A 25005-nucleotide genomic window follows, 5' to 3' on the forward strand; every position below is an offset into this window, starting at 1 on the left:
CGGTGGCCGGAACACGCCTGCCGCCGGGCAGGCAGCAGGCTTAAAGAGATTTGCGCAGATTCACTGCCGGGATCCTGAGGGCTTCGCGATACTTCGCGACCGTGCGGCGCGCGACCACGAATCCCTGTTCTGCCAGCAGCTCGGCAATGCGGCTGTCCGAAAGTGGCGACTTTGGGTCTTCAGCTCCTATCAGTTGCTTGATCAGGGCTCGGATGGCGGTCGACGATGCGGCGCCTCCGGTGTCGGTCGAAACGTGCGATCCGAAGAAGTACTTGAACTCCAGCGTCCCGAACGGGGTCAGCATGTACTTACCGGTTGTCACACGGCTGACAGTCGACTCGTGTAGGCCCAGCGTATCAGCTATTTCCCGCAAAACCAAGGGGCGCATGGCAATTTCGCCGTGCGCAAAGAAGTTCTTCTGACGTTCGACAATAGCCTGCGCGACACGCAGGATCGTGTCGAATCGCTGCTGGATATTCTTGATCAGCCAGCGTGCTTCCTGCAGCTGTTGCTTCAACGATCCGGTCGACGGATCGCCGCGGCTGTTGCGCAGAATGTTCGCGTACAGGTTGTTGATCCGCAGGCGCGGCATCACCTCCGGATTGAGCTCCGCGAGCCAGCCCTGGCCGGCCTTCTTCACGATGATGTCGGGCACCACGTAGTCGGCCTCGGCCTTGCCGTAGGCCGCGCCCGGGAACGGCTCCAGCGAGCGGATCAGCGCGTGCGCGTCGCGCAGCGCGTCGTCGCTCGCCTTCAGTTGCTTGCGCAGCCGCGTGAAGTCGCGCGCGGCGAGCAGCTCGAGATGCTGCGAGACGATTTCCAGCGCGAGCGTGCGGGTCGGGGACGGATCGAGCCGCAGCAGTTGCAGCTTCAGGCATTCGGACGCCGAGCGCGCGCCGACGCCGGCCGGATCGAAGCTGTGCAGCAGCGCGAGCGCCGCATTCAGCTCGTCGCAGTCGACTTCCAGTTCGGGCGGCAGGTCGGCCAGCACTTCGTCGAGCGACGCGGTCAGGTAGCCGTCGTCGTCGAGCGATTCGATCAGGAACATCACGAGCGCGCGATCGCGCGGGCTGGCCTGCGTGACGCGCAGCTGCGCGGACAGATGCTCGCGCAGCGATGTGGCGGCTTCCTGGACCTGCAGCGGCGGGAGATCGTCGTCGTCCGACGCGCCGCTCGAGCGGCCGAATTCGTCGAGATTCCATTGCGGGCCGTCGCTCGTGTCGCCCGAGCCATAGCCGTCGTATTCGTCGGTGGCGGCCGGCTCGTCGCGTTCGGCGCGCTCGCTCGACTGGCCGCTGCCGTTCATGCTGCCGGACTCGCCGTTCGGGGCGGGCGGCGTCTGCGCGATCAGCGATCCGTCGGCTGCGACGCGCAGCGGGCTCGCGATCCATTCGTCGTCGCTTTCCAGCAGCGGATTCTGCGCGACGGCCATCGCGACTTCCTGCTGCAGCTCGAGCGTCGACAGCTGCAAAAGCCGAATCGACTGCTGCAGCTGCGGCGTCAACGCAAGGTGTTGCGACAGGCGGAGTTGGAGGCTGGCTTTCATGGCGAGGAGGGAGTCATACCGGCAGTTTGCCACGACCCAGCCGCGTTGAGCCATCCGCGATTACGCGCGGCGCGGCGTCAGGCCGCGGCAGGGCCGCTGAGCGGGCACGCGGGCGCGGCCCCGCGCGGCGTCGCCGGGCGGGGGCGGCCAGCCATGGGGAAGTTACATCCGGAAGTGTTCGCCGAGGTAGACGCGGCGCACGCTCTCGTTCTCGATGATTTCGCTCGGCGCGCCGGCGGCGAGCACCGAACCGTCGCTGATGATGTAGGCGTGATCGCAGATGCCGAGCGTTTCACGCACGTTGTGATCGGTGATCAACACGCCGATGTTGCGTTGCTTCAGGAACTTGACGATCTTCTGGATCTCGAGCACCGCGATCGGGTCGACGCCCGCGAACGGTTCGTCGAGCAGGATGAAGTTCGGGTTGGTCGCGAGCGCGCGTGCGATCTCCACGCGACGGCGTTCGCCGCCCGACAGCGACAGCGCCGGATTGTCGCGCAGGTGGCCGATCTGCAGCTCGTCGAGCAGCGCCTCCGTGCGCGCCGCGATGGCGTCCTTCGACAGGCGCTTGCCGTCTTCGCCGTGCTGCAGCTCGAGCACCGCGCGGATGTTTTCCTCGACGGTCAGCTTGCGGAACACCGACGCTTCCTGCGGCAGATACGACAGGCCGAGCGACGCGCGCTTGTGGATCGGCAGCAGGCTGATCGAGCTGCCGTTCAGCGAGATCTCGCCCGCATCGAGCGGCACGAGGCCGACGATCATGTAGAACGACGTCGTCTTGCCCGCGCCGTTCGGGCCGAGCAGGCCGACCACCTCGCCGCTCTTCACGTCGAGCGACACGTCCTTGACGACGGTGCGCGAGCCGTAGCGCTTCTTCAGGTTGCGCACCACGAGCGAGCTCGTGGTGCCGGCCGGCTGGCGATTCGGAAGTGCGTTCATTGGGCGGGCGCTCCCTGGATCGTGGTCGACGGCGACAGCTTCGCCGGCGCGCCGTTCAGGGGACCGGGGCCGCCGTTCTTCGGCGACAGCATCGCGCGCACGCGGCCGTTCGGGTTGCCCGGCGCGGCGACGTCCTTGCCGCCCTTCGCGGTGTAGAAGTCGCGCTGGCCGTCGTACGTGATCACGCTGCCGTGCACGGTGTCCGCGATCGTCGACGTGCCCTGCAGGCGGCGCACGGTGGCGGCCGTCGTCAGCGTGGTCAGGTCCTGCTTGCCGTCGTAGTCGATGCGCTCGGCGTCGCCGTCGATGTATTCGTCGAGGCCTTCGCGCTTCTGGCGGAACGTCGCGTGCTTCTTGCCGCTGCCGAACGACGTCGCGTACTGGTAGCCTTCCGGGTCCTGCCGCACTTCGACGCGGTCGCCGGTGATCTTGATCGTGCCCTTCGTGATCACGACGTTGCCGGTCGCGACGGTCACCTGCTTCAGGTCGTCATAGGTCAGGTTGTCGGCCTCGACGTTGATCGGCTTGTTCTGGTCGGCCTTCTCGGCATGGGCGAGCGGCGCCAGCCCGACGAGCGGGAGCGCCACGAGCGTCGCGACGAGCGCGGCGCGGACGGCGCGCGCAGCGCCGCCGGAATTCTGTCGAGGGAACGGTTCGTTCATGCAGTCACGTGAGGGATGCGTCACCTGGGTTGACCTTTCGAGCCGCCGGACGTGTCCGTGGCGGCGATCGTGCCGCGCACGTTGCCGTAAAGCTCGATGACCCGGGTGACGTTGTTGTACTTCATGCCGTCGGTCGCGTTGACGAGCGACAGGCCGCGCTGAAGTTTAACCGGCTTTTCGGTCTGGATCACATCGTCGTTGACCAAGATCCGGAAATGCTGCGAATCGGCCTGCATCTGCGGATCGCCGCCGCCGGCCACGCGCAGGATGCGCGCGTCGTCGTACAAGTCGACGATCGACACGTCGCCGTTGACCGTGCCGCGCTTCGCGGTGGTCGTGACGACCGGCTTGCCGGGCTGGAACGCGCGCATCGCCGGATCGGTCAGGTCGCTGTCGTCGGTGTCTTCGTAGTGGACCAGCTTCGCGGCCGTCAGCCGGTACTGGGTCGTGCCGGTCTGGTCGAGCTCGGTGACCGAGAAGTTGTCGGCGAAATAGTCGGGCGTATGGCGCTTCGGTTGCGCGGCGCCTTCGCCGGGCGGCGGCAGCGTCGCCTGCAGCAGCCACCACGTGATGCCCGCGAGCGCGGCCACCGCGACGAGCGGCAGCAGCTGGGTCCAGCGAAATTGCGGATTCATCGGTCAGACTCCGCACGCGGCGGCGAGCAGCGCATCGTAGCGGCGCTGCGCGCGCAGGATCGCGTCGCACACTTCGCGCACCGCGCCGTGACCGCCGCGGGCCTCGGCCACCCAGTGTGCGCGCGCGATCACCTCGGGGTGCGCATTGGCCGGCGCGGTCGCGAAGCCGCAGCGCAGCATCACGGGCAGGTCGGGCCAGTCGTCGCCCATGTAGCCGCATGCGTCGGCGCCGATGCCGAGCGAGCCGGCCAGATCGGCGAACACGGCCAGCTTGTCCTCGACGCCCTGGAACAGGTGCGCGATCTTCATTTCCTTCGCGCGCGCCGCGACGATCTCCGAACGGCGTCCGGTGATGATCGCGGTCGCGATGCCGGCTTCGCCGAGCAGCTTCACGCCATGGCCGTCGAGCGAATTGAACGACTTCATCGCGTCGCCGGCCGCGGTAAACAGCAGGCCGCCGTCGGTCAGTACGCCGTCGACGTCGAAAATCATCAGCTTCACGCGGCTCGCGCGTTCGGCCGCAGTCAGCGCTGCGCTCATCAGATCACCTTCTTCGAAAACAGGTCGTGCATGTTCAGCGCGCCGATCAGCATGCCGTTTGCATCGACCACCAGCATCTGGTTGATCCGGTGGCGCTCCATCAGTTCCACGGCTTCGACCGCGAGTTGGTCCGGGCCGATCGTGCGCGGCGCGCGCGTCATCACGTCGACGATCGGCAGCGTGCGGAAGTCGCCGTCGCGCGCGAGCACGCGGCGCAGGTCGCCGTCGGTGAAGATGCCGGCGACGCGGCCGTCGGGATCGACCACGGCCGTCATGCCCAGGCGCTTTTCGGTGATCTGGAACAGCGCGTCCGACAGCGTCGCGTCGAGCCCGACGCGCGGCACGTCGGCACCGCTGCGCATCACGTCGCGCACGTGCGTGAGCAGACGGCGGCCGAGCGCGCCGCCCGGATGCGAGCGCGCGAAGTCCTCGGAGCCGAAGCCGCGCGCATCGAGCACCGCGACGGCGAGCGCGTCGCCGAGCGCGAGCGCGGCCGTCGTGCTCGCGGTGGGCGCGAGGTTCAGCGGGCAGGCTTCCTTCGACACGGCGGCGTTCAGGTGCACGTCGGCGAGCTTGCCGAGGCTCGATTCGGCGCGGCCCGTGATCGCGATCAGCTTCGCGCCGATCCGCTTGACGAGCGGCAGGATCGCCACGAGCTCTTCCGATTCGCCGGAATACGAAATGCCGATGAAGACGTCGTCGGCGGTCACCATCCCGAGGTCGCCATGACTCGCTTCCGCCGGATGGACGAAGAATGCAGGCGTACCGGTGCTGGCCAGCGTGGCCGCGATCTTGCGGGCGATATGCCCTGATTTGCCGATGCCGGAGACCACCACGCGCCCGCGGCAGCCGAGCAGCAGTGCCACGGCCTGGACGAAGTCGCCGTCGAGCTGGTCGCGCAGCGCGCGCACGGCATCCGCCTCGATGTCGAGCACGTCGCGGGCGAGCGCGAGCGCCCGATCATCATTGATTTTCGCTATCATGCGCGGAGTATAGCAAAGGCGTTTGTTCGCCGCGCCGCGCCTTCGGACTCGTCCGATGCCGCTTGCCTACCGCCACCACCCGCGCCCGCATTGCCGTGGCCCCGACGAACGAGGACGCTTCGCCTGTGATTTCCCCGCTCGAAATGACGCTGCTGCTGCTGCTGGCTTCGGTGGTGGGCGTCGTCGTATTTCGCTCGCTGAACCTGCCGCCGATGCTCGGCTATCTGACCGTCGGCATTCTGGTCGGCCCGCACGCGTTCGGCGTCGCCGCGGACCTCGAGCGCGCCGAGCATCTTGCCGAATTCGGCGTCGTGTTCCTGATGTTTTCGATCGGCCTCGAGTTCTCGCTCGCGAAGCTACGGGCGATGCAGCGGCTCGTGTTCGGGCTCGGGCTGCTGCAGGTGGTCGCGACGCTCGTGCTGGCGGTCGTGCTCGGCGCGCTGTTCGAGCGCTGGGTGCACATCGCGTGGCAGGGCAGCGTCGCGCTCGGCGGCGCGCTCGCGATGTCGTCGACGGCGATCGTCTCGAAGATGCTCGCCGAGCGGCTCGAGATCGAGACCGCGCACGGGCGCAACATCTTCGGCGTGCTGCTGTTCCAGGATCTCGCGGTGGTGCCGCTGCTGATCGTCATCGCGGCGTTCGGCGCCGAGTCGTCGAAGGATCTCGCGATCACGCTCGGCTTCGCGGCGGTCAAGATCGTGATCGCGCTCGCGCTGCTGCTGATCGTCGGGCAGCGCTTCATGACGCGCTGGCTGAACGTCGTCGCGCGGCGCCGCTCGCAGGAGCTGTTCGTGCTGAACCTGCTGCTCGTCACGCTGGGCGCCGCGTTCATCACCGACCGCTTCGGCCTGTCGCTCGCGCTCGGCGCGTTCATCGCCGGGATGCTGATCGCCGAGACGCCGTTCCGCCATCAGGTCGAAGAAGACATCAAGCCGTTTCGCGACGTGCTGCTCGGGCTGTTCTTCGTAACGACCGGGATGCTGCTCGATCCGCGCGTGATCTGGGAGCATCCGTTGCTCGTGCTCGGCTTCTTCATCGGGCAGATCCTTTTCAAGGCGACGACGATCGCGGGGCTCGCGCGGCTGTTCGGCGCGACGCCGGGCGTCGCGATGCGCACCGGCATCGGCCTCGCGCAGGCCGGCGAGTTCGGCTTCGTGCTGCTGAACCTGATCCTCGACCGGCACCTGGTCGATGCGACGCTGCTGCAGGCGATCCTCGCGTCGATGCTGCTGTCGATGCTCGCCGCGCCGTTCCTGATCCAGAACGCCGACCGGATCGTGATGCGGCTGTCGTCGACCGAATGGATGCAGCAGTCGCTGCAGATGACGCGGATCGCGACGCAAAGCCTCAAGCAGCGCGGCCACGTGATCATCTGCGGCTACGGCCGCGCGGGGCAGAACCTCGCGCGCATGCTCGAGCAGGAAGGCATTCCGTACGTCGCGCTCGACCTCGATCCCGATCGCGTGAGCGCCGCGGCGACGGCCGGCGAATCGGTCGTGTTCGGCGACGCGGCGCGCCGCGAGTCGCTGCTCGCGGCCGGCATCCATCGCGCGGCGGCCGTCGCGATCACGTATGCGAACACGCCGTCGGCGCTGCGCGTGCTGCACCACGTGCACGAGCTGGCGCCGACGCTGCCGGCGATCGTGCGCACCGTCGACGACGCCGATCTCGAGAAGCTGCTCGCGGCCGGCGCGACCGAGGTGATTCCGGAGATCGTCGAGGGCAGCCTGATGCTCGCGTCGCATACGCTGGTGCTGGTGGGCGTGCCGATGCGCAAGGTCGTGCGGCGCGTCGAGGAGATGCGCGACGAGCGCTACAGCCTGCTGCGCGGCTATTTCCACGGCGCGGACGATGCCGACGACGACGATCACGAGCAGGTGCGGCTACAATCGGTGCCGGTCGACGCGCGCGCCGACGCGGTCGGGCGCTCGCTGGAGGAGCTCGGGCTGTACGTGCTCGGGATCGAAGTCACGGCGATTCGCCGGCACGGCATTCGCGGCGTCGAGCCCGATCCGCAGACCAAGCTGCGCGCGAGCGACATCGTCGTGCTGCGCGGGCTGCCCGAGGCGCTCGCGATTGCCGAGGAGCGGCTGTCGCGGCTGCGGCGCGAGCCGCCGGCCGCGGTAGCGTGAAGCCTCGAAGCCTCGAAGCCTCGAAGCCTCGAAGCCTCGAAGGGCGACCCAACAACCTGACCCGCATTAATTCGAAACGGTGCGCGATCGTCGCGCACCGTTTTTTTCGGAGAGTTTCATGCCGCATTCGTCGTCGGGCGCGCCGCTCGATCCGGTCGCCTTCATCCACAGCCAGATCCGCACGGTGCCCGACTGGCCGCAGCCGGGCGTGATGTTCCGCGACATCACGACGCTGCTGCAGAGCCCGAAGGCGCTGCGCATCCTCGTCGACCTGTTCGTCGAGCGCTATGTCGATGCGAAGCTCGACTACGTCGCGGGCCTCGACGCGCGCGGCTTCATCATCGCGCCGATCGTCGCTTATGAGCTGAGCGTCGGCTTCGTGCCGATCCGCAAGGTCGGCAAGCTGCCGTACAAGACGTGCTCGGAATCGTACGACCTCGAATACGGCAGCGCGACGGTCGAGATCCACGAGGACGCGTGCCGCCCCGGCGACCGCGTGATCATCATGGACGACCTGATCGCGACCGGCGGCACGATGATGGCGGGACGCAACCTGCTGCAGCGGCTCGGCGCGGTCGTCGTCGAAGGCGCGGCGATCATCGACCTGCCGGACCTCGGCGGCTCGACGCTGCTTCGCAACGCAGGGCTGCCGATCTACACCGTCACCGAATTCGCCGGCCACTGAACCATCGAGCGCCGGCTCACGCCGCGAGGTCACGATGCCCAACTTCATGCTGTTTCTCGCCACGTCGATCGCGATCACCTTCGCGCCCGGCCCCGACAACCTACAGGTGCTCGCGCGCGGCATCTCGCAGGGCCGCGCGGCCGGCTTCGTCGCCGCGCTCGGCTTCACGGCCGGGATCCTGTTCCATACGACGCTCGCGGCGCTCGGCGTCGCGGCCGTGCTGCGCTCGTCGCCGGTCGCGTTCCAGATCCTGAAGCTCGCGGGCGCCGCGTATCTCGTGTGGATCGGCATCAAGGCGCTGCGCAGCCAGGGGCTCGCGAACGCGCATGCGCGCCCGCCGCAGCCGCTCGGCGCGATCTTCCGGCAGAGCGTGATCGGCAACCTGATGAACCCGAAAGTCACGCTGTTCTTCGTCGTGTTCCTGCCGCAGTTCGTCGATCCGCACGGCGCGCAGCCGGTGACGCTGCAGATGTTCGAGCTCGGCGCGCTGTTCATGCTGCAGACGGCCGCGATCTTCTCGCTGTTCGGCGTCGGCGCGGGCGCGATCGGCGCGTGGCTGAAGCGCCGCCCGAAGGCCGGCGTGTGGCTCGACCGGATCGCCGGCGCGACCTTCATCGCGATCGGCATCCGCGTGGCGCTGAAGGACTGACGCCGATGACGTTCCCCTGCATTGCGGCCGCGCGCCGCTTCGATCCGGCCGCGCACCTGCGCTTCGAGATCGCCGGCCGCGAGGTCGGCTGGGTGCGGCGCGCAGACGTCGCGAAGCTGGCCCGCTGGCCCGACGTGTTCGAGCTGAGCGACGCGCGCGTCGTGCTGTCGGCGCGCTACGACACGGTCGACGCACGCAGCATGGCGCTCGCGAGCGCGATCGGCGCACTGGCCGCGGAAGGCGCGATCCCCGGCTGGCGCGACGAGATCTATGCGATCCGCAACCGCTTCGACGATCCGCCGCTCGCCTATATCGAGCGCGCCGCCGCGCGCTTCTTCGGCACGCAGACTTATGCGGTGCACCTGAACGGCATCGTAGAATATGCGGCCGCGCCGGGCGCGCCGGCCGTGCCGCAGATGTGGCTCGGCCGCCGCAGCGCCACCAAGGCCACCGACCCGGGCATGCTCGACAACGTCGTCGCGGGCGGCATCGGCTGGGGGCTGGGCGTGCGCGAGACGCTCGCCAAAGAGTGCTGGGAAGAGGCCGGCATGCCGGCCGAACTGGCGGCGCGCGCGGTCGCGGGCCGCGCGGTGCAGGTGTTGTGCTCGCTGCCCGAAGGCACGCAATCCGAACTGATCTTCGTGTACGACCTGCCACTGCCGCGCGACTTCGCGCCGCACAACCAGGACGGCGAGGTGGCCGAGCATCTGCTGGCCGGCGTTCCGGAAGTGCTCGGCTGGCTGCGCGAAGGCCGCGCGACGATGGATGCGAGCCTCGCGATGCTCGACACGCTGCTGCGCCACCGCTGGCTGGCAGCGGCCGACGCCGACGGCATGGATGCGCTGTTCGCGCCGCCCGCCTGAGCCTCAGCCGCGTGACCCGCGCGATGCCGTGGCGGGCGCGGCCGGCGTCGCAGCCGAACCCACGGCCCAATTGACGAATACCGAAACGAAGGGAGTAGCGGTCATGTCGACCGATCACAGCTTTATCTTGAAACTGTCGTGCCCCGACCGGCACGGCATCGTCCACGCGGTCTCGGGCTTCCTGTTCGAGCGCAGCAACAACATCCTCGATTCCGCGCAGTTCGGCGACAGCCGCAGCGGCGAGTTCTTCATGCGCGTGCACTTCGAGCAGGATGCCGACGGCGTGGATGCCACGGCCGCGCTCGACACGCTGCGCCGCGAATTCGCGCCGCTCGCCGAGCAGTTCGAGATGCGCTGGGAGCTGCACGACGCGGAGGTGAAGCCGCGCGTCGTGATCATGGTGTCGAAGATCGGCCATTGCCTGAACGATCTGCTGTTCCGCTATCGCACCGGCCAGCTGCCGATCGAGATTCCGGCGATCGTGTCGAACCACAAGGAGTTCTACCAGCTCGCCGCCAGCTACAACATCCCGTTCCATCACTTTCCGCTCGTCGGCGGATCGTCGGACGCGGCGAAGGCCGCGCAGGAAGCCCGCGTGCTGGAGGTGATCGACGAGCACCGCGCCGATCTCGTCGTGCTCGCGCGCTACATGCAGATCCTGTCGCCGAACATGTGCGAGCAGCTCGCCGGCCGCGCGATCAACATCCATCATTCGTTCCTGCCGAGCTTCAAGGGCGCCAAGCCGTATTACCAGGCGTTCGACCGCGGCGTGAAGCTGATCGGCGCGACCGCACACTACGTGACGACCGACCTCGACGAAGGCCCGATCATCGAGCAGGAAGTCGAGCGCGTCGACCACAGCATGACGCCCGACCAGCTGACTGCGATCGGCCGCGACGTCGAGTGCGTGACGCTCGCGCGCGCGGTGAAGTGGCACGTCGAGCACCGGATCGTGCTGAACGGGACCAAGACCGTCGTGTTCCGCTGAGCGACGCATCGCGCCGGCCGCTTGCAGGCGCGCCAGCAAAAACGCCGCGCTCGGTCACGAGCGCGGCGTTTTTTTCGCAGGCCGGGCGGCGGCGCGCGGCGTCAGATCAGCCGCAGCATGTACAGCTCGCGCTTCACGTACGCGTAGAAGATCGGCGCGGCGATCACGCCCGGCAGCCCGAACGCGGCCTCCATGATCAGCATCGCGAGCAGCAGCTCCCATGCGCGCGATTCGATCTGGCCGCCGATGATCTTCGCGTTCAGGAAGTATTCGAGCTTGTGGATCACGATCAGGAACGCGAGAGACGCGATCGCGGTGCCCATGCTCACCGACAGCGACACGGCGACGATCAGCGTGTTCGAGACGAGGTTGCCGATCACCGGCAGCAGCCCGACGATGAACGTGACGAGCACGAGCGTCTTCGACAGCGGCAGCCGCTGCTGGAAGATCGGCAGCGCGACGAGCAGGTAGATGCCGGTGAACGCCGCGTTGATCGCCGAGATCTTGATCTGCGCGAACACGATCCGGCGGAACGATTCGGCGAAGCGCGACACGCGCGTGACGAGCGCCGTCGACAGCGGCCGGCGTACCTTGCCATGTTCGACGCCGATCGCGATCATCGCGCCGATGACCATCCCGAACAGCACGTGGCCGAAGCCGCGCGCGACGCTCTTGCCGCCTTGCTGGAGCTGGTCCATGTGCGAGTGCATCAGCAGCGCGGCCTTCGCCTTCATCTGCTCGACGTCGACCGGCAGCAGGTTGGCGATCCACGCCGGCGTGCGCGCGCGCGTCTGCTCGACGATCTGCATCAGCTGGCCGAGCAGGCTCTGCAGGTTCGGCACCGTGTGCTCGAAGTGCTGGATGATGCCGATCGTCAGGCCGGTGAGGCCGCCGACGATCGCGATCGACAGCAGCACGACGGCGACCCAGCGCGCGCGCATGCTGGTCGTATGCCGTTCGATCGCAGGCGCGATCGTGTGGATCAGCTGGTAGACCAGCAGGCCGGCCAGCAGCCCGCCGAGCAGCTTCAGCTCGATCACGGCCACCATCGCGACCAGCGCGAACAGGTAGCTGCCGATCTCGATCGCCGACAGCTTCGGCAGGCTGAAGTCGCTCGTCAGCCGCACGCTGCGCAGGTGCGGCTCGCGGTTCTGCGCGTCGCGCGACTCTTGTTGCTTCTCCATCATGGATTCCTGTCGTTCGTGTGGCGTGCCGCGCGGTGGGCGGCAGGACCGCGGTTGCCGCGCGCCGCACCGGATTGGTGCGGAGGGCGAACCTTACGACCGTAAAGTATAGCTGCCATTATGGTCCGCCACGGGACGGTTTGGCTCGTGGTGTAAACGCAGAAGGGAAAACCGCAGAAGGGAAAACGCGCAGGGCGCCCGGCGTGCGGGCCGCCGAGGGCGCGCGGCCGGGCGGCCGCGCGCGGGAACGGAACGTGTCAGCCGGCCGCCGTTTTGCGGGTCGGCCGCTTGAGCAGCGGCGCGAGATACTTGCCGGTGAAGCTGGCCTTGGTCTTCGCGACCTGCTCGGGCGTGCCCTGGGCGATGATCTGGCCGCCGCCCGCGCCGCCTTCCGGACCGAGGTCGATCACCCAGTCGGCCGTCTTGATCACGTCGAGGTTGTGCTCGATGATCACGACCGTGTTGCCCTGGTCGCGCAGCCGGTGAATCACCTCGAGCAGCAGCGCGATGTCGTGGAAGTGCAGGCCGGTCGTCGGCTCGTCGAGGATGTACAGCGTGCGGCCCGTGTCGCGCTTGGACAGCTCCAGCGACAGCTTCACGCGCTGCGCCTCGCCGCCCGACAGCGTCGTGGCCGACTGGCCGAGGCGGATGTAGCCGAGGCCGACGTCGAGCAGCGTCTTCAGCTTGCGCGCGATCACCGGCACCGCGCTGAAGAACTCGTACGCGTGCTCGACGGTCATGTCGAGCACCTCGCTGATGTTCTTGCCTTTGTACTGCACCTCGAGCGTCTCGCGGTTGTAGCGCTTGCCGTGGCACACGTCGCACGGCACGTAGACGTCCGGCAGGAAGTGCATCTCGACCTTCAGCACGCCGTCGCCCTGGCACGACTCGCAGCGGCCGCCCTTCACGTTGAACGAGAAGCGGCCGGGATCGTAGCCGCGCTCCTTGGCGGTCGGCACGCCCGAGAACAGCTCGCGGATCGGCGTGAACAGGCCCGTGTAGGTGGCCGGGTTCGAGCGCGGCGTGCGGCCGATCGGCGACTGGTCGACGTTGATCACCTTGTCGAAATGCTCGAGGCCCTCGATCGCCTCGTACGGCGCCGGCTCGGCCGACGAGCCGTACAGATGGCGCGCGACCGCGTGATACAGCGTGTCGTTGATCAGCGTCGACTTGCCGGAACCGGACACGCCGGTGATGCAGGTCAGCAGCCCGATCGGCAGCTCGAGATCGACGTGCTTCAGGTTGTTGCCGTGCGCGTCGGCGATGCGCAGCATCCGCTCGGGATCGGGCGCGATCCGCTCGTCCGGATACTCGATCGTGCGCTTGCCGACCAGATACTGGCCGGTCAGCGACTGCGGGTTCGCCTGCACCTGCTTCGGCGTGCCTTCGGCCACGATCACGCCGCCGTGCTCGCCGGCGCCCGGCCCCATGTCGACGACGTAATCGGCGGTGCGGATCATGTCCTCGTCGTGCTCGACGACGATCACCGAGTTGCCGAGGTCGCGCAGGTGCTTGAGCGTCGCGATCAGCCGGTCGTTGTCGCGCTGATGCAGCCCGATCGACGGCTCGTCGAGCACGTACATCACGCCGGTCAGGCCCGAGCCGATCTGCGACGCGAGCCGGATGCGCTGCGCTTCGCCGCCGGACAGCGTTTCGGCGCTGCGCTCGAGCGACAGGTAGTCGAGGCCGACGTTGTTCAGGAAGGTCAGGCGCGCGACGATTTCCTTGATCACCTTGTCGGCGATCTCGCGCTTCGCGCCCTCGAGCGTCAGGCCGTCGAAATAGCCGAGCGCGTCGCGCAGCGGCCAGCCGCTGATCTCGTAGATGCCGCGCGCGTAGTCGCCGGTGCCGACCCGCACGTGGCGCGCCTCGCGGCGCAGCCGCGTGCCGTCGCACGACGGGCACGGCTGGTTGTTCTGGTACTTCGCGAGCTCCTCGCGCACCGCGGCCGAATCGGTCTCGCGGTAGCGCCGCTCGAGGTTCGGGATGATCCCTTCGAACACGTGCTCGCGGATCGTCGTGCGGCCGCGCTCGTTGATGTACGAGAACGGGATGGTCTGCTTGCCCGAGCCGTACAGCAGCACCTTGCGGATCTTCTCGGGGAGATCTTCGAACGCGGCGTCGATGTCGAATTCGTAGAACGCCGCGAGGCTCTGCAGCATCTGGAAGTAGAACTGGTTGCGGCGGTCCCAGCCCTTCACCGCGCCGGCGGCGAGCGACAGCGACGGGTGCGCGACGACGCGCTTCGGATCGAAGAACGTGATCTGGCCGAGGCCGTCGCATTCCGGGCACGCGCCCATCGGGTTGTTGAACGAGAACAGGCGCGGCTCGAGCTCCTGCAGCGAGTACGAGCAGATCGGGCACGCGAACTTCGAGCTGAACAGGTGTTCGCGCTCGGTGTCCATCTCGAGCGCGATGGCGCGGCCGTCGGCGAGGCGCAGCGCCGTTTCGAACGATTCGGCGAGGCGCTGCTTCATGTCCGGGCGCACCTTCAGGCGGTCGACGACCACGTCGATCGTGTGCTTGTCGTTCTTTTTCAGCTTCGGCAGCGAGTCGACCTCGTAGATCTTCGCGACGCCTTCGTTCGCCGTGCCGCCGCCCGAGCGCACGCGAAAGCGCACGAAGCCCTGCGCCTGCATGTCCTCGAACAGCTCGGCGTGCTCGCCCTTGCGGTCCGCGACGACCGGCGCGAGGATCATCAGCTTGGTTTCCTCGGGCAGCGCGAGCGCGGCGTCGACCATCTGCGACACGCTCTGCGCCTCCAGCGGGATGTCGTGGTCGGGGCAGTACGGCGTGCCGACCCGTGCGAACAAAAGTCGCAGGTAGTCGTGGATTTCGGTGACCGTGCCGACGGTCGAACGCGGGTTGTGGGACGTCGCCTTCTGTTCGATCGAGATCGCGGGCGACAGGCCTTCGATCAGGTCGACGTCGGGTTTCTCCATCAGCTGCAGGAACTGGCGGGCATACGCGGACAGGCTTTCGACGTAGCGGCGCTGGCCCTCGGCATAAAGGGTGTCGAACGCGAGCGACGACTTGCCCGACCCCGACAACCCGGTAATCACGACCAGCTTGTGGCGCGGCAGGTCGAGATTGACGTTTTTCAGGTTGTGGGTGCGTGCCCCACGGATACGGATCTGTTCCATGAACCTGGCCAAATGGAGGGAACCAAACCTGCTACTATAACGGCTTTTCGAGGCCGTCGTTGGGGGTCCCAGCCTTTGCAGCAGCCGGTCGACGCGCTGCCCGCGCGGGTGAAAGCGGCCTTGCCGCACGGCTGCGCGGCGTCCTGCAAGGTGCGCCGGAAAGCTTCCCGAAAGCGCCTGCCCGGCTTGGCCGGGGCGCTGGCCCTGATCTTTCGCCGCCCGCCGCCGGGCGGACATTCCGATCATTCGAAATTCATTCCCGATGTCCAATCCGTCCGCCACGTCTTCCCGCATGACTGCGCCCGAACTGCGCGCGACCGCGTCGCTCGCGGCGATCTTCGCGCTGCGCATGCTCGGCCTGTTCATGATCATGCCGGTGTTCTCGGTCTATGCGAAAACCATCCCGGGCGGCGACAACGTGCTGCTCGTCGGGCTCGCGCTCGGCGCCTACGGCGTCACGCAGTCGCTGCTTTACATCTTCTACGGGTGGGCGTCGGACAAGTTCGGCCGCAAGCCCGTGATCGCGACCGGCCTGCTGATCTTCGCGCTCGGCAGCTTCGTCGCCGCGTTCGCGCACGACATCACGTGGATCATCGTCGGCCGGGTGATCCAGGGGATGGGCGCGGTGTCGTCCGCGGTGCTGGCGTTCATCGCCGACCTGACCTCCGAGCAGAACCGCACGAAGGCGATGGCGATGGTCGGCGGCTCGATCGGCGTGTCGTTCGCCGTCGCGATCGTCGGCGCGCCGATCGTGTTCCACTGGGTCGGCATGAGCGGGCTCTTCACGATCGTCGGCGTGCTGTCGATCGTCGCGATCGGCGTCGTGCTGTGGATCGTGCCCGACGCGGCGCGGCCCGTGCACGTGCCGGCGCCGTTCGGCGAGGTGCTGCACAACGGCGAACTGCTGCGGCTGAACTTCGGCGTGCTGGTGCTGCACGCGACGCAGACCGCGCTGTTCCTGGTCGTGCCGCGGCTCCTGGTGGACGGCGGGCTGCCGGTCGCGTCGCACTGGAAGGTGTACCTGCCGGTGATGGGGCTCGCCTTCGTGATGATGGTCCCGGCGATCATCGTCGCGGAGAAGCGCGGCAAGATGAAGCCGGTGCTGCTTGGCGGCATCCTCGCTATCCTGATCGGCCAATTGTTGCTCGGCAGCGCACCGCATACCATTCTGATCGTGGCCGCGATCCTCTTCGTGTACTTCCTGGGTTTCAACATCCTCGAAGCGTCGCAGCCGTCGCTCGTGTCGAAGCTCGCGCCCGGTTCGCGCAAGGGAGCGGCCACGGGCGTCTACAACACCACGCAATCGATCGGGCTCGCGCTCGGCGGCATCGCGGGCGGCTGGCTGCTGAAGCACGGCGGCGCGAACACCGTCTTCTATGCGTGTTCGGGGCTCGTGGCGGCGTGGCTTATAATCGCGGCCAGCATGAAAGCCCCGCCGCGCAAGGCCTGAACCCTCTTTTCGGGCACGCACGGACGGCGCTCGGCGGCTTGCTCGGCGGGCCGCTCGGAGCACCTTCGCGAGCGGTCCGGCATCGAATTTATTGGAGAAACACATGGCATCCGTCAACAAGGTCATCCTCGTCGGCAATCTCGGCGCCGATCCTGAAGTCCGTTACCTGCCGAGCGGCGACGCGGTTGCGAACATCCGTCTCGCGACGACCGATCGCTACAAGGACAAGGCGAGCGGCGACTTCAAGGAAATGACCGAGTGGCACCGCGTCGCGTTCTTCGGCCGGCTCGCCGAGATCGTCAGCGAATACCTGAAGAAGGGTTCGTCGGTCTACATCGAGGGTCGCATCCGCACGCGCAAGTGGCAGGGCCAGGATGGCCAGGATCGCTACTCGACCGAGATCGTCGCCGACCAGATGCAGATGCTCGGCGGCCGCGGCGGTGCGGGCGGCGGCGGTGGCGGCGGTGACGAAGGCGGTTACGGCGGCGGCTACGGTGGTGGCGGCGGCAGCCGCGGCGGCGAGCAGGCGGAACGCGGCAGCCGTGCCGGCGGCGCATCGCGCGGCGGTGCGGGCGGTGCAGGTGGCGGCCAGAGCCGTCCGAGCGCGCCGGCAGGCGGCGGCTTCGACGAGATGGACGACGATATTCCGTTCTAAAGCGGACCGACGGCATCGCGTACCCGAAGGGGGCCCGGCGGCCCGAGTCGAGCGAATCGCTCGGCGCGGACCGCCGGGCCCTTTGCCGTATACGTGCCGCGCGCCCGACACGCCGCGGATGCCGCCCGCAATCGTGCGCAATCGCGCGCATCTGATCGATGTCACGCGGCCGCCATGATTGACCGGCTAAGCTCGTCTCTTCGACGTTCGATCGAAGGAGACGCAATGCGGCGGGTCGTATTCAACCAGAAGGGCGGCGTGGGCAAATCGACGATCGTCTGCAACCTGGCGGCGATCAGCGCCAGCGAAGGGCTGCGCACGCTCGTGATCGACCTCGACGCGCAGGCGAACTCCACGCACTATCTGCTCGGCGATCGCGCGGCCGATGCGCGGCCCGGCGCCGCCGAGTTCTTCGAGACGGCGCTGACGTTCAACTTCCGGCCGATCGACGTCGCCTCGTTCATTCATCCGACGCCATTCGACGGGCTCGACGTGATGCCCGCGCACGCGGACCTCGACACGCTGCACGGCAAGCTCGAGTCGCGCTACAAGATCTACAAGCTGCGCGACGCGCTGAACGAGCTGGACGGCTACGACGCCGTCTACATCGACACGCCGCCCGCGCTGAACTTCTACTCGCGCTCGGCGCTGATCGCGGTCGAGCGCTGCCTGATTCCGTTCGACTGCGACGACTTCTCGCGCCGCGCGCTGTACACGCTGCTCGAGAACGTGAAGGAAATCCAGCAGGACCACAACGCGGCGCTCGAGGTCGAAGGCATCGTCATCAACCAGTTCCAGCCGCGCGCGAGCCTGCCGCAGCAGCTGGTCGACGAACTCGTCGGCGAAGGGCTGCCGGTGCTCGCGTCGCGGCTGTCGGCGTCGGTGAAGATTCGCGAGTCGCACCAGCAGTCCAAGCCCGTGATTCATCTCGAGCCGGCGCACAAGCTCGCGCAGGAGTTTCGCGCACTGCACCGCGAGTTGGCCGGGTGAATCTGCGCCGGCAATAATCGGAATCATCCGATCATTTAAATGCGTATTAGTAATCCCGGCAACGGTTTCAGAATAAATCGGAAAAACGATTACATGAGAAATGGACGCATTCAAATGCGACCATTTTTCGAATATCGGGAATAATGACGGGGTAAATATTGCGTCTCGTCGTGCCGCGGCATGCTGTAAAAAGGTAAAAGCGCTCGTCGGCAATGCGGTGCAACGCCGCCATGCAAGCCTGAGGACGCCTTGCGGCGTCGGTCATTTCGAGGCATAAGGGTTTTTACCTATCATTAATGCCATTTAATTGACAATTAAACGTTCTAGAATGGCCTTCCTCAACTTCTCGAGCTCAATGGAGTTGCGGGTTGTCAATAAGGAAGCGGGCCGTCGATCTGCCTTCCATTTTCCATTACGTCGTCTCTCGCATTGCCAAACAGGAGCGTGCCCGATGTCCGTATTTGCCCCCGAAAAATTCGCCGCCGATTATCAGTCCGGTATCGCAGCCTGGTTTGCGATCGCGCGTCCGGCGATCAGCGGCTTCGAGGCCGTCGTCGAACTCAATCTGCAAGTGGCCCGGACGGCGCTCGCTGAGTACGAGGACAAGCTGAAGAACGCGTTCAACGCGAGCAACCCGGCGGCTGGTTTCGCGCAGCAGGTCGCCGCGCCGCAGGAAGCGGCCGGCAAGGCAGCCGCGTACGGTCGCCATCTGTTCGACATCGCGGTGTCGACGCAGGCCGAGTGGGCCAAAGTCGCTCAGGCGCAGTATGAGGAGACCGACAAGCGCGTGAAGGACGTGGTCGGCGAGCTGACCAAGCACGCACCGGCCGGTTCGGGCGCCGTGGTGGCCGCACTGAATTCGGCGCTGTCCGCGGCGACGGCCGCGGCCGACTCGATGCGCGCGGCAACCGGGCAGGCGATCGAGGCCGCGCAAAGCGGCTTCGACGCGGTCAGCGACACGGCCGCGCGCGGCGCGAAGCAGACTGCCGCAGCCGCCCGCAAGGACGCCGCTTCGCGCGAATCGGCGGCGTGATCGCGGGTCGCGACACGCGCGACACGAACACGATCGCTCGATCGCCACGGGAGCCGCGTGCCGGCCGTCGCGTGTGCTGCGCGGCGGCCGGTGCGCGCGGTCGGCTTGCGGCGCGATGTCCGGGAACGGCCGGAGCGCGCGGAGGTGCTGCGTATCGCTTTCGCGGTGTGCGACGCATCCGCTCTGACGGTCGCGCTGCGCGTCCGCACGCGCGGCCGCACGGCGCCGAGGCGCGGCAGTCTGCGCGCCGCCCGCCCACCGCCGCGCATCCCCTATCGACCCATTGATTTCAACGCAGGAACAGAACATGACGGACGTAGTGATCGTATCGGCCGCGCGGACCGCGGTCGGCAAATTCGGTGGTTCGCTCGCGAAGGTTGCGGCACCGGAGTTGGGCGCGACGGTGATTCGCGCGGTGCTGGAGCGCGCAGGCGTGCAGCCCGATCAAGTGAGCGAAGTGATCATGGGCCAGGTGCTGGCGGCGGGCTCGGGGCAGAACCCGGCGCGTCAGTCGCTGATCAAGGCCGGGCTGCCGACGGCGGTGCCGGGCATGACGATCAACAAGGTGTGCGGCTCGGGCCTGAAGGCGGTGATGCTGGCGGCGAACGCGATCGCGGCGGGCGACGCGGAGATCGTGATCGCGGGCGGCCAGGAGAACATGAGCGCGGCGCCGCACGTACTGCCGGGCTCGCGTGACGGGTTCCGGATGGGCGATGCGAAGCTGGTCGACACGATGATCGTCGACGGGCTGTGGGACGTGTACAACCAGTACCACATGGGCATCACGGCGGAGAACGTCGCGAAGGAATACGGGATCACGCGCGAGGAGCAGGACGCGTTCGCGGCGCTGTCGCAGAACAAGGCGGAAGCCGCGCAGAAGGCCGGCCGCTTCGCCGACGAAATCGTGCCGGTGTCGATTCCGCAGCGCAAGGGCGAGCCGCTGCAGTTCGCGACCGACGAGTTCGTGCGTCACGGCGTGACGGCGGAATCGTTGGCGGGGCTGAAGCCGGCGTTCGCGAAGGACGGCTCGGTGACGGCGGCGAACGCGTCGGGGCTGAACGACGGCGCGGCGGCGGTGCTGGTGATGTCGGCGCAGAAGGCGCAGTCGCTGGGGCTCACGCCGCTGGCGCGCATCAAGGCGTACGCGAACGCGGGCGTGGATCCGAGCGTGATGGGCATGGGCCCGGTGCCGGCGTCGCGGCGCTGCCTGGAGCGCGCGGGCTGGACGCCGGGCGATCTGGACCTGATGGAGATCAACGAGGCGTTCGCGGCGCAGGCGCTGGCGGTGCACAAGCAGATGGGCTGGGACACGTCGAAGGTGAACGTGAACGGCGGCGCGATCGCGATCGGTCACCCGATCGGCGCATCGGGCTGCCGGATTCTGGTGACGCTGCTGCACGAGATGGTCAAGCGCGATGCGAAGCGCGGGCTGGCGTCGCTGTGCATCGGCGGCGGGATGGGCGTGGCGCTCGCGGTGGAGCGCGCGTAAGCGCATGAGCGCGATTCGACGCTCGAGCATGGAGGCGGCGCAGCCTGCGCCGCGCGCGCACGAAGCAGCGGCTTCGCGCGCGATACGTTGCCAACAACAAGCGTGATGTTCCGGGATGCGCCGTGTCCGCGCCGCGGGCGCGGACGCATCGCAGCGGCGGGGCGGCGGCATCGGCGGTGCGGCCGTCTCGCGTGATTGTCTACTTTTCTTGTCGGTGACAAACAGGATGACTAAGCGAATTGCAGTTGTGACGGGTGGAATGGGCGGCCTCGGCGAAGCGATCAGCATCCGGCTGAGCGATGCGGGCCACCGGGTCGTCGTCACGTATTCGCCGGGCAACAGCGGCGCCGATCGCTGGCTCGGCGCGATGCATGCGGCCGGCCATGAATTCGACGCGTACCCGGTGGACGTGGCCGACCACGATTCGTGTCAGCAGTGCGTCGAGAAGATCGTCCGGGACGTCGGCCCGGTCGAAATCCTGGTGAACAACGCGGGCATCACGCGCGACATGACGCTGCGCAAGCTCGACAAGGTGAACTGGGACGCGGTGATCCGCACCAACCTCGACTCGGTGTTCAACATGACGAAGCCGGTGTGCGACGGCATGGTCGAGCGCGGCTGGGGCCGCATCGTCAATATCTCGTCGGTGAACGGCTCGAAGGGCTCGGTCGGGCAGACCAACTACGCGGCGGCGAAGGCCGGCATGCACGGCTTCACCAAATCGCTCGCGCTCGAAGTCGCGCGCAAGGGCGTGACGGTGAACACGGTGTCGCCCGGTTATCTCGCGACGAAGATGGTGACGGCGATCCCGCAGGACATCCTCGATACGAAGATCCTGCCGCAGATCCCGGCGGGTCGCCTCGGGCAGCCGGAGGAAGTCGCGGCGCTGGTCGCGTATCTGTGCTCGGAGGAGGCCGGCTTCGTGACGGGCTCGAACATCGCGATCAACGGCGGCCAGCACATGCATTGACGCGTGGCGGCCCGGCCGCGCACGGCCGGGCCGCGTTCCCGCAGTATCCAGCGCCGGCGCGGTAGGCACGCCGCGCCGGCCTCGCATTCCGGAGGAGGCATGGGCGACACCTGGACGGGACTCGTGATCGGCGGCTCGGCGCTGGCCGTCGCGCTGACGATGGCGATCGCGCTGCACTGGCTCGAGCGGCGCCGCGCGCGGTTGCTGCGCAATTTCGATCATCGCGATTGCTGGGTCGTCGCGTATGGCAGGCGTCTTGCGCGTCGGCCGGTACGGCGCACGCGCAGCGGCGCGCGGTGAGGGCGGCGGGGTGAGCACGTAGCGGCAGGCGATGGCGGCTGCGGCGCGCTTACGTACCGTGCCGCAGCCCGGCGCCCGTAGCCCGCAACCTGCAACCCGCGAGCTCGGCGGCGGTGCGCCGCTCGCTCGCAGTCAATCGCGCTCACTCGCCGTGCGTCTGCGCGCCGTCGCCCGAATCGCCCTTGCGAAAAATCCGCTCGGTCGTGCATTTGGCCGCATCCCAACCCTCGCGCAACGCCTGCGCGATGCCGTGGCTCACTCGCCGCGCGTCTGCGCGCCGTCGCCCGAGTCGTTCTTGTGGAAGACCCGCTTGGTCGTGCGCTTGGTCGCATCCCAGCCCTCGCGCGACGCGTGCGCGATGCCGTGGCCGACCGCCTTCGCGGCGCTCGCGGTCGCATGGCCGAAGCTGCGCGCGGCCTCGCCGGTCTTGTGCGCGGCTTCCTTCGAATCGCGCTTGATGTCCTGCTTCACTTCCGACATGTCCGCGTGCGCGATCGGGCTGATCAGCGCGACGACGAACGCGGTGCAAACGAACTTGCGTGCTTTCACGACGTGGTTTCCTTCGGATTGATTCATCGGGCCTCCATGCGATCGCCGTGCGGCGCGGCCGATGCGCCGGCCGCCGCTGCATCGAGCATCACCGCCGCGCGTCCGCGCAGCAGCACGCGCTCGCCGCAGCGCAGCGCGAAGTCGTACAGCACCGTGCGGTCGTCGCCGCCGATGCGCTCTGCCTCCACGACGAGCGGCAGCTCGAACGTGTCGAGCCGATCGACGAACGCATCGACGTTGCGCACGCTCGCGAGATAGCCGGCGCGCGGACGCGCCCGTTCGTCGTGCGCGCCGAGCAGCGCGCCGTGCACGGCCATCGCCTGCGCTGCATATTCGATGCCGCACACCGACGCGAGCCGGCCGTCGCGACGCAGCGGATGGTGCGCATCGCGGTGGCTCGTCGCGCTGCAGCGGATGCGCACGGCGTCCCACGCGTCGACGCGCTCGAGCATGCACATCGCGCCCGCGTGCGGAATGCGCGCGGCGATCCATTCGCGATCGAGCGTCGTGGTCGACATCGGCGGCTGCGGCGTAGGGTCGACGGTCGTCATCGCACACGCTCCATGGCCGCATCGGCCGGCGCGACATCGACCTGCACGCGCGTATCGTCCAGATAGTCGAGTACGACGCGCGTCGCACGCCGCGCGGCCAGCGCATCGAGCAGCGGCAACGCACGCGCGGCCGGAATGCCGGCGCGCAGCGCTTCGAGCGCGGGCAGCGCGAGCGGCGTCGCCGCGGCATCGGTGAGCGCCACGTCGATGCGCGCCAGCGTGCGCTCGCTCGGCTGCGGCGCGAACACCAGCGCGACGCCGAATGCGTCGACGATCGGGCGCACGCTGCGCAGCGGCTCCGGATAGTCGGTGTCGTAAGCGATCAGCAGGATCGGCACGCAGTCGACCGCCACCTGGCACAGGCTCTCGAGGAGGCCCGCCGCAAAGCTGCCGTCGTGCGCGCACAGCACGTTCGACGTCGCCATCGCGCGGGTCGCGATGCTCCAGTAGCCGGCCGGCGCATTGTGTACGGAGTTGTGGAAGCGCGTCGGCGACAGCTGGCGATCGTCGCCGGCCAGCGTTTCGCAGATCGCATGGCAGTTCTGGCCATCACCGCCCGACGCGCTGAACACGGTCGCAAGCGTCGCCGCGTCGCGCCCGCTCGCCGCCGCGGCTTCGAGGCCGGCTGCCAGCGCGACGCGCACGACCGGGCCGGTGCGCCGGCGTTCCGCCGGCGGCAAGCCGGCCGGCGGCGGCAACACGGTGCGCGCGCTCGCGTAGGGCGCGTGGCCGGCGAGGACGGCGGCCGCGTGCGGCCAGTCGTTCAGCCCCGGGCCGACCAAGCCGATACCTTCGATGAATGCGCTGAGCGTCATGTCGGCTCCCGGCGGTTCGCGCTCGCATGGTCGGCGCGGCCGAACACCAGCGTACAGTTCGTGCCGCCGAAGCCGAACGAATTGGACAGCGCCGTGCGCATCTGCGCCGCGCGGCTCGCGAGCACGTAGTCGGCAGCGAGCGCCGGATCGGGTTGCGTCGTGTTGACGCCGGCCGGCACGAACCCCTCGCGCAGCGCGAGCGCGGTGATCACGGCTTCGAGCGCGCCGGCCGCGCCGAGCGTGTGACCGGTCGCGCCTTTGGTCGAACTGCACGGCGTGCGCGCGAGCAGCGCACCGACTGCGCGACTTTCGGCGGCGTCGTTGCTCGGCGTCGCGGTGCCGTGCAGGTTCACGTAGTCGATGTCGGTCGCGTCGAGGCCGGCCGATGCGAGCGCCTGTTCGATCGCGAGGCGCGCGCCGAGTCCTTCGGGATGCGGCGACGACATGTGATGCGCATCGCTCGATTCGCCGATGCCGAGCAGCAGGATCGCATCGTCGTCGAGTGCGTCGCGTTCAGCGGGCACGCGCTCGAGCAGCGCGAACGCGGCGGCCTCGCCGATCGAGATGCCGTCGCGCGCCACGTCGAACGGCCGGCACGGCTGACGCGACAGCAGTTCGAGCGAATTGAAGCCGTACAGCGTGGTCAGGCACAGCGTGTCGACGCCGCCGACCACGGCCGCGTCGATCAGCCCCGCCTCGATCATCCGGCGCGCGGAGCCGAACACCTTCGCGCCGGACGAGCAGGCGGACGAGATCGCCGTCGCCGGCCCGCGCAGCCCGCAATACGCGCGCACGAACGCGGCGGCCGAATACGGGTTGTGCGTATGCGCGTAGCGGAAGTTGGCCGGCAGCGCGCCGCTCGCGGGATCGCGCCGCATGTACGCGCGTTCCGTTTCGAGGATGCCCGACGTGCTGGTGCCGACGAACACGCCGACGCGCTGCGCCCCGTATCGCGCGACGGCCGCCGCGACGCGCGCGTCGAAGCCGTCCTGCACGAGGGCGAGCTGGGCGAGGCGGTTGTTGCGGCAGTCGAAGTCGGCGAGATCGGCGCGCACCGGCTGCGCATCGAGCCCGTCGACGGCGCCGATCCACGTGTCGAGTTCGGCGCGCTCGAAGCGACATGGCGAGAGCCCGCCGCGCGCGGTGCGCAGCGCATCGACGGTCGCGTCGACGCCGCGGCCGATGCAGCTGGTGCTGGTGAAGTGCGAGAGCAGGAGAGGGTTCACGAGGATCGCATCCGGGAGCCGGAACGCG

24 protein-coding genes are annotated in these 25005 nt (G+C 68.2%); 12 read left to right on the plus strand and 12 right to left on the minus strand.

Annotated features, from left to right (window positions below; genetic code table 11):
- Positions 1 to 40: 40 nt before the first annotated feature.
- The 6 genes from AK36_RS15455 to kdsD all read right to left on the minus strand — a co-directional run bounded on the left by AK36_RS15455 (position 41) and on the right by kdsD (position 5305).
- Complete coding sequence (locus AK36_RS15455) at positions 41 to 1546, minus strand: RNA polymerase factor sigma-54 (RefSeq protein ID WP_045578772.1); 1506 nt, start codon at positions 1544 to 1546, stop codon at positions 41 to 43.
- 162 nt (positions 1547 to 1708) lie between these two features.
- Positions 1709 to 2485 (minus strand): LPS export ABC transporter ATP-binding protein, encoded by a 777-nt coding sequence (gene lptB, locus AK36_RS15460; RefSeq protein WP_011886055.1) that lies wholly within the window; start codon positions 2483 to 2485, stop codon positions 1709 to 1711.
- Positions 2482 to 3147, minus strand: a complete 666-nt coding sequence (gene lptA / locus AK36_RS15465; protein WP_011886054.1) for a lipopolysaccharide transport periplasmic protein LptA — start codon at positions 3145 to 3147, stop codon at positions 2482 to 2484. Before lptA ends, lptB begins: the two co-directional genes overlap by 4 nt.
- A gap of 20 nt (positions 3148 to 3167) precedes the next feature.
- Positions 3168 to 3782, minus strand: coding sequence for an LPS export ABC transporter periplasmic protein LptC (gene lptC, locus AK36_RS15470; RefSeq protein WP_011886053.1), 615 nt, complete (start codon positions 3780 to 3782; stop codon positions 3168 to 3170).
- Positions 3783 to 3785: 3 nt separating this feature from the next.
- A complete protein-coding gene (locus tag AK36_RS15475; protein WP_011886052.1) occupies positions 3786 to 4322 on the minus strand; it encodes a KdsC family phosphatase in 537 nt (178 codons plus the stop codon).
- Entirely contained in the window at positions 4322 to 5305 is a 984-nt protein-coding gene (gene kdsD / locus AK36_RS15480; RefSeq protein ID WP_014723665.1) for an arabinose 5-phosphate isomerase KdsD, read from the minus strand. Before kdsD ends, AK36_RS15475 begins: the two co-directional genes overlap by 1 nt.
- Positions 5306 to 5430: 125 nt before the next feature.
- Here kdsD and AK36_RS15485 point away from each other — a divergent pair, with 125 nt between their 5' ends.
- From AK36_RS15485 to purU, 5 genes are all read left to right on the plus strand, one after another.
- A complete protein-coding gene (locus tag AK36_RS15485) occupies positions 5431 to 7437 on the plus strand; it encodes a monovalent cation:proton antiporter family protein (RefSeq protein ID WP_045578773.1) in 2007 nt (668 codons plus the stop codon).
- A gap of 118 nt (positions 7438 to 7555) precedes the next feature.
- Positions 7556 to 8122, plus strand: coding sequence for an adenine phosphoribosyltransferase (locus AK36_RS15490; protein WP_011886049.1), 567 nt, complete (start codon positions 7556 to 7558; stop codon positions 8120 to 8122).
- Positions 8123 to 8156: 34 nt separating this feature from the next.
- Positions 8157 to 8771 (plus strand): LysE family translocator, encoded by a 615-nt coding sequence (locus tag AK36_RS15495; RefSeq protein WP_011886048.1) that lies wholly within the window; start codon positions 8157 to 8159, stop codon positions 8769 to 8771.
- A 5-nt stretch (positions 8772 to 8776) separates the two neighbouring features.
- Entirely contained in the window at positions 8777 to 9634 is an 858-nt protein-coding gene (locus AK36_RS15500) for an NUDIX hydrolase (RefSeq protein ID WP_014723663.1), read from the plus strand.
- Positions 9635 to 9737: 103 nt separating this feature from the next.
- A complete protein-coding gene (gene purU, locus AK36_RS15505) occupies positions 9738 to 10622 on the plus strand; it encodes a formyltetrahydrofolate deformylase (RefSeq protein WP_045578774.1) in 885 nt (294 codons plus the stop codon).
- Between the two features lie 101 nt (positions 10623 to 10723).
- On the opposite strand, the gene AK36_RS15510 is transcribed toward purU, so the two are convergent.
- Both AK36_RS15510 and uvrA read right to left on the minus strand, forming a co-directional pair.
- Positions 10724 to 11806 carry an AI-2E family transporter gene (locus AK36_RS15510; protein ID WP_014723662.1) on the minus strand — a complete coding sequence of 361 codons (1083 nt, stop codon included), beginning with the start codon at positions 11804 to 11806 and terminating at the stop codon, positions 10724 to 10726.
- A gap of 257 nt (positions 11807 to 12063) precedes the next feature.
- Complete coding sequence (gene uvrA, locus AK36_RS15515) at positions 12064 to 14949, minus strand: excinuclease ABC subunit UvrA (protein WP_011886044.1); 2886 nt, start codon at positions 14947 to 14949, stop codon at positions 12064 to 12066.
- 262 nt (positions 14950 to 15211) lie between these two features.
- Between uvrA and AK36_RS15520 the strand changes: the two genes are divergently transcribed.
- From AK36_RS15520 to AK36_RS15550, 7 genes are all read left to right on the plus strand, one after another.
- Positions 15212 to 16399, plus strand: coding sequence for an MFS transporter (locus AK36_RS15520; RefSeq protein ID WP_014723660.1), 1188 nt, complete (start codon positions 15212 to 15214; stop codon positions 16397 to 16399).
- Positions 16400 to 16502: 103 nt separating this feature from the next.
- A complete protein-coding gene (locus tag AK36_RS15525) occupies positions 16503 to 17054 on the plus strand; it encodes a single-stranded DNA-binding protein (protein WP_011886042.1) in 552 nt (183 codons plus the stop codon).
- Positions 17055 to 17279: 225 nt separating this feature from the next.
- Positions 17280 to 18044, plus strand: a complete 765-nt coding sequence (locus tag AK36_RS15530; protein WP_011886041.1) for a ParA family protein — start codon at positions 17280 to 17282, stop codon at positions 18042 to 18044.
- A gap of 451 nt (positions 18045 to 18495) precedes the next feature.
- Entirely contained in the window at positions 18496 to 19077 is a 582-nt protein-coding gene (gene phaP / locus AK36_RS15535; RefSeq protein WP_011886040.1) for a TIGR01841 family phasin, read from the plus strand.
- Positions 19078 to 19384: 307 nt separating this feature from the next.
- Positions 19385 to 20566 (plus strand): acetyl-CoA C-acetyltransferase, encoded by a 1182-nt coding sequence (locus AK36_RS15540; protein ID WP_041493836.1) that lies wholly within the window; start codon positions 19385 to 19387, stop codon positions 20564 to 20566.
- Between the two features lie 226 nt (positions 20567 to 20792).
- Complete coding sequence (gene phbB, locus AK36_RS15545; RefSeq protein WP_011886039.1) at positions 20793 to 21536, plus strand: acetoacetyl-CoA reductase; 744 nt, start codon at positions 20793 to 20795, stop codon at positions 21534 to 21536.
- Positions 21537 to 21635: 99 nt separating this feature from the next.
- On the plus strand, positions 21636 to 21836 hold the full coding sequence (locus AK36_RS15550; RefSeq protein ID WP_011886038.1) for a hypothetical protein: 201 nt from the start codon (positions 21636 to 21638) through the stop codon (positions 21834 to 21836).
- Between the two features lie 255 nt (positions 21837 to 22091).
- On the opposite strand, the gene AK36_RS15555 is transcribed toward AK36_RS15550, so the two are convergent.
- Genes AK36_RS15555 through AK36_RS15570 form a run of 4 tightly spaced genes read right to left on the minus strand, consistent with a single transcriptional unit; the run spans position 22092 to position 24977 of the window.
- A complete protein-coding gene (locus AK36_RS15555; RefSeq protein ID WP_011886037.1) occupies positions 22092 to 22412 on the minus strand; it encodes a hypothetical protein in 321 nt (106 codons plus the stop codon).
- Positions 22409 to 22936, minus strand: a complete 528-nt coding sequence (locus AK36_RS15560; RefSeq protein WP_045578775.1) for a hotdog family protein — start codon at positions 22934 to 22936, stop codon at positions 22409 to 22411. The genes AK36_RS15555 and AK36_RS15560 overlap by 4 nt, the downstream gene beginning before the upstream one ends.
- Positions 22933 to 23751 (minus strand): beta-ketoacyl synthase chain length factor, encoded by an 819-nt coding sequence (locus tag AK36_RS15565; protein ID WP_045578776.1) that lies wholly within the window; start codon positions 23749 to 23751, stop codon positions 22933 to 22935. Before AK36_RS15565 ends, AK36_RS15560 begins: the two co-directional genes overlap by 4 nt.
- Positions 23748 to 24977 (minus strand): beta-ketoacyl-[acyl-carrier-protein] synthase family protein, encoded by a 1230-nt coding sequence (locus AK36_RS15570; RefSeq protein WP_041493988.1) that lies wholly within the window; start codon positions 24975 to 24977, stop codon positions 23748 to 23750. The genes AK36_RS15565 and AK36_RS15570 overlap by 4 nt, the downstream gene beginning before the upstream one ends.
- Between the last annotated feature and the right edge of the window lie 28 nt (positions 24978 to 25005).

The sequence above is a fragment of the Burkholderia vietnamiensis LMG 10929 genome (assembly GCF_000959445.1).
Taxonomy (GTDB): Bacteria; Pseudomonadota; Gammaproteobacteria; order Burkholderiales; family Burkholderiaceae; genus Burkholderia; species Burkholderia vietnamiensis.

What these genes read in the sequence shown, in the direction of transcription:
- AK36_RS15455 (WP_045578772.1), bottom strand. Translation starts at nt 1,546, where the DNA reads ATGAAAGCCAGCCTCCAACTCCGCCTGTCGCAACACCTTGCGTTGACG.
- lptB (WP_011886055.1), bottom strand. Translation starts at nt 2,485, where the DNA reads ATGAACGCACTTCCGAATCGCCAGCCGGCCGGCACCACGAGCTCGCTC.
- lptA (WP_011886054.1), bottom strand. Translation starts at nt 3,147, where the DNA reads ATGAACGAACCGTTCCCTCGACAGAATTCCGGCGGCGCTGCGCGCGCC.
- lptC (WP_011886053.1), bottom strand. Translation starts at nt 3,782, where the DNA reads ATGAATCCGCAATTTCGCTGGACCCAGCTGCTGCCGCTCGTCGCGGTG.
- AK36_RS15475 (WP_011886052.1), bottom strand. Translation starts at nt 4,322, where the DNA reads ATGAGCGCAGCGCTGACTGCGGCCGAACGCGCGAGCCGCGTGAAGCTG.
- kdsD (WP_014723665.1), bottom strand. Translation starts at nt 5,305, where the DNA reads ATGATAGCGAAAATCAATGATGATCGGGCGCTCGCGCTCGCCCGCGAC.
- AK36_RS15490 (WP_011886049.1), top strand. Translation starts at nt 7,556, where the DNA reads ATGCCGCATTCGTCGTCGGGCGCGCCGCTCGATCCGGTCGCCTTCATC.
- AK36_RS15495 (WP_011886048.1), top strand. Translation starts at nt 8,157, where the DNA reads ATGCCCAACTTCATGCTGTTTCTCGCCACGTCGATCGCGATCACCTTC.
- AK36_RS15500 (WP_014723663.1), top strand. Translation starts at nt 8,777, where the DNA reads ATGACGTTCCCCTGCATTGCGGCCGCGCGCCGCTTCGATCCGGCCGCG.
- purU (WP_045578774.1), top strand. Translation starts at nt 9,738, where the DNA reads ATGTCGACCGATCACAGCTTTATCTTGAAACTGTCGTGCCCCGACCGG.
- AK36_RS15510 (WP_014723662.1), bottom strand. Translation starts at nt 11,806, where the DNA reads ATGGAGAAGCAACAAGAGTCGCGCGACGCGCAGAACCGCGAGCCGCAC.
- uvrA (WP_011886044.1), bottom strand. Translation starts at nt 14,949, where the DNA reads ATGGAACAGATCCGTATCCGTGGGGCACGCACCCACAACCTGAAAAAC.
- AK36_RS15520 (WP_014723660.1), top strand. Translation starts at nt 15,212, where the DNA reads ATGTCCAATCCGTCCGCCACGTCTTCCCGCATGACTGCGCCCGAACTG.
- AK36_RS15525 (WP_011886042.1), top strand. Translation starts at nt 16,503, where the DNA reads ATGGCATCCGTCAACAAGGTCATCCTCGTCGGCAATCTCGGCGCCGAT.
- AK36_RS15530 (WP_011886041.1), top strand. Translation starts at nt 17,280, where the DNA reads ATGCGGCGGGTCGTATTCAACCAGAAGGGCGGCGTGGGCAAATCGACG.
- phaP (WP_011886040.1), top strand. Translation starts at nt 18,496, where the DNA reads ATGTCCGTATTTGCCCCCGAAAAATTCGCCGCCGATTATCAGTCCGGT.
- AK36_RS15540 (WP_041493836.1), top strand. Translation starts at nt 19,385, where the DNA reads ATGACGGACGTAGTGATCGTATCGGCCGCGCGGACCGCGGTCGGCAAA.
- phbB (WP_011886039.1), top strand. Translation starts at nt 20,793, where the DNA reads ATGACTAAGCGAATTGCAGTTGTGACGGGTGGAATGGGCGGCCTCGGC.
- AK36_RS15550 (WP_011886038.1), top strand. Translation starts at nt 21,636, where the DNA reads ATGGGCGACACCTGGACGGGACTCGTGATCGGCGGCTCGGCGCTGGCC.
- AK36_RS15555 (WP_011886037.1), bottom strand. Translation starts at nt 22,412, where the DNA reads ATGAATCAATCCGAAGGAAACCACGTCGTGAAAGCACGCAAGTTCGTT.
- AK36_RS15560 (WP_045578775.1), bottom strand. Translation starts at nt 22,936, where the DNA reads ATGACGACCGTCGACCCTACGCCGCAGCCGCCGATGTCGACCACGACG.
- AK36_RS15565 (WP_045578776.1), bottom strand. Translation starts at nt 23,751, where the DNA reads ATGACGCTCAGCGCATTCATCGAAGGTATCGGCTTGGTCGGCCCGGGG.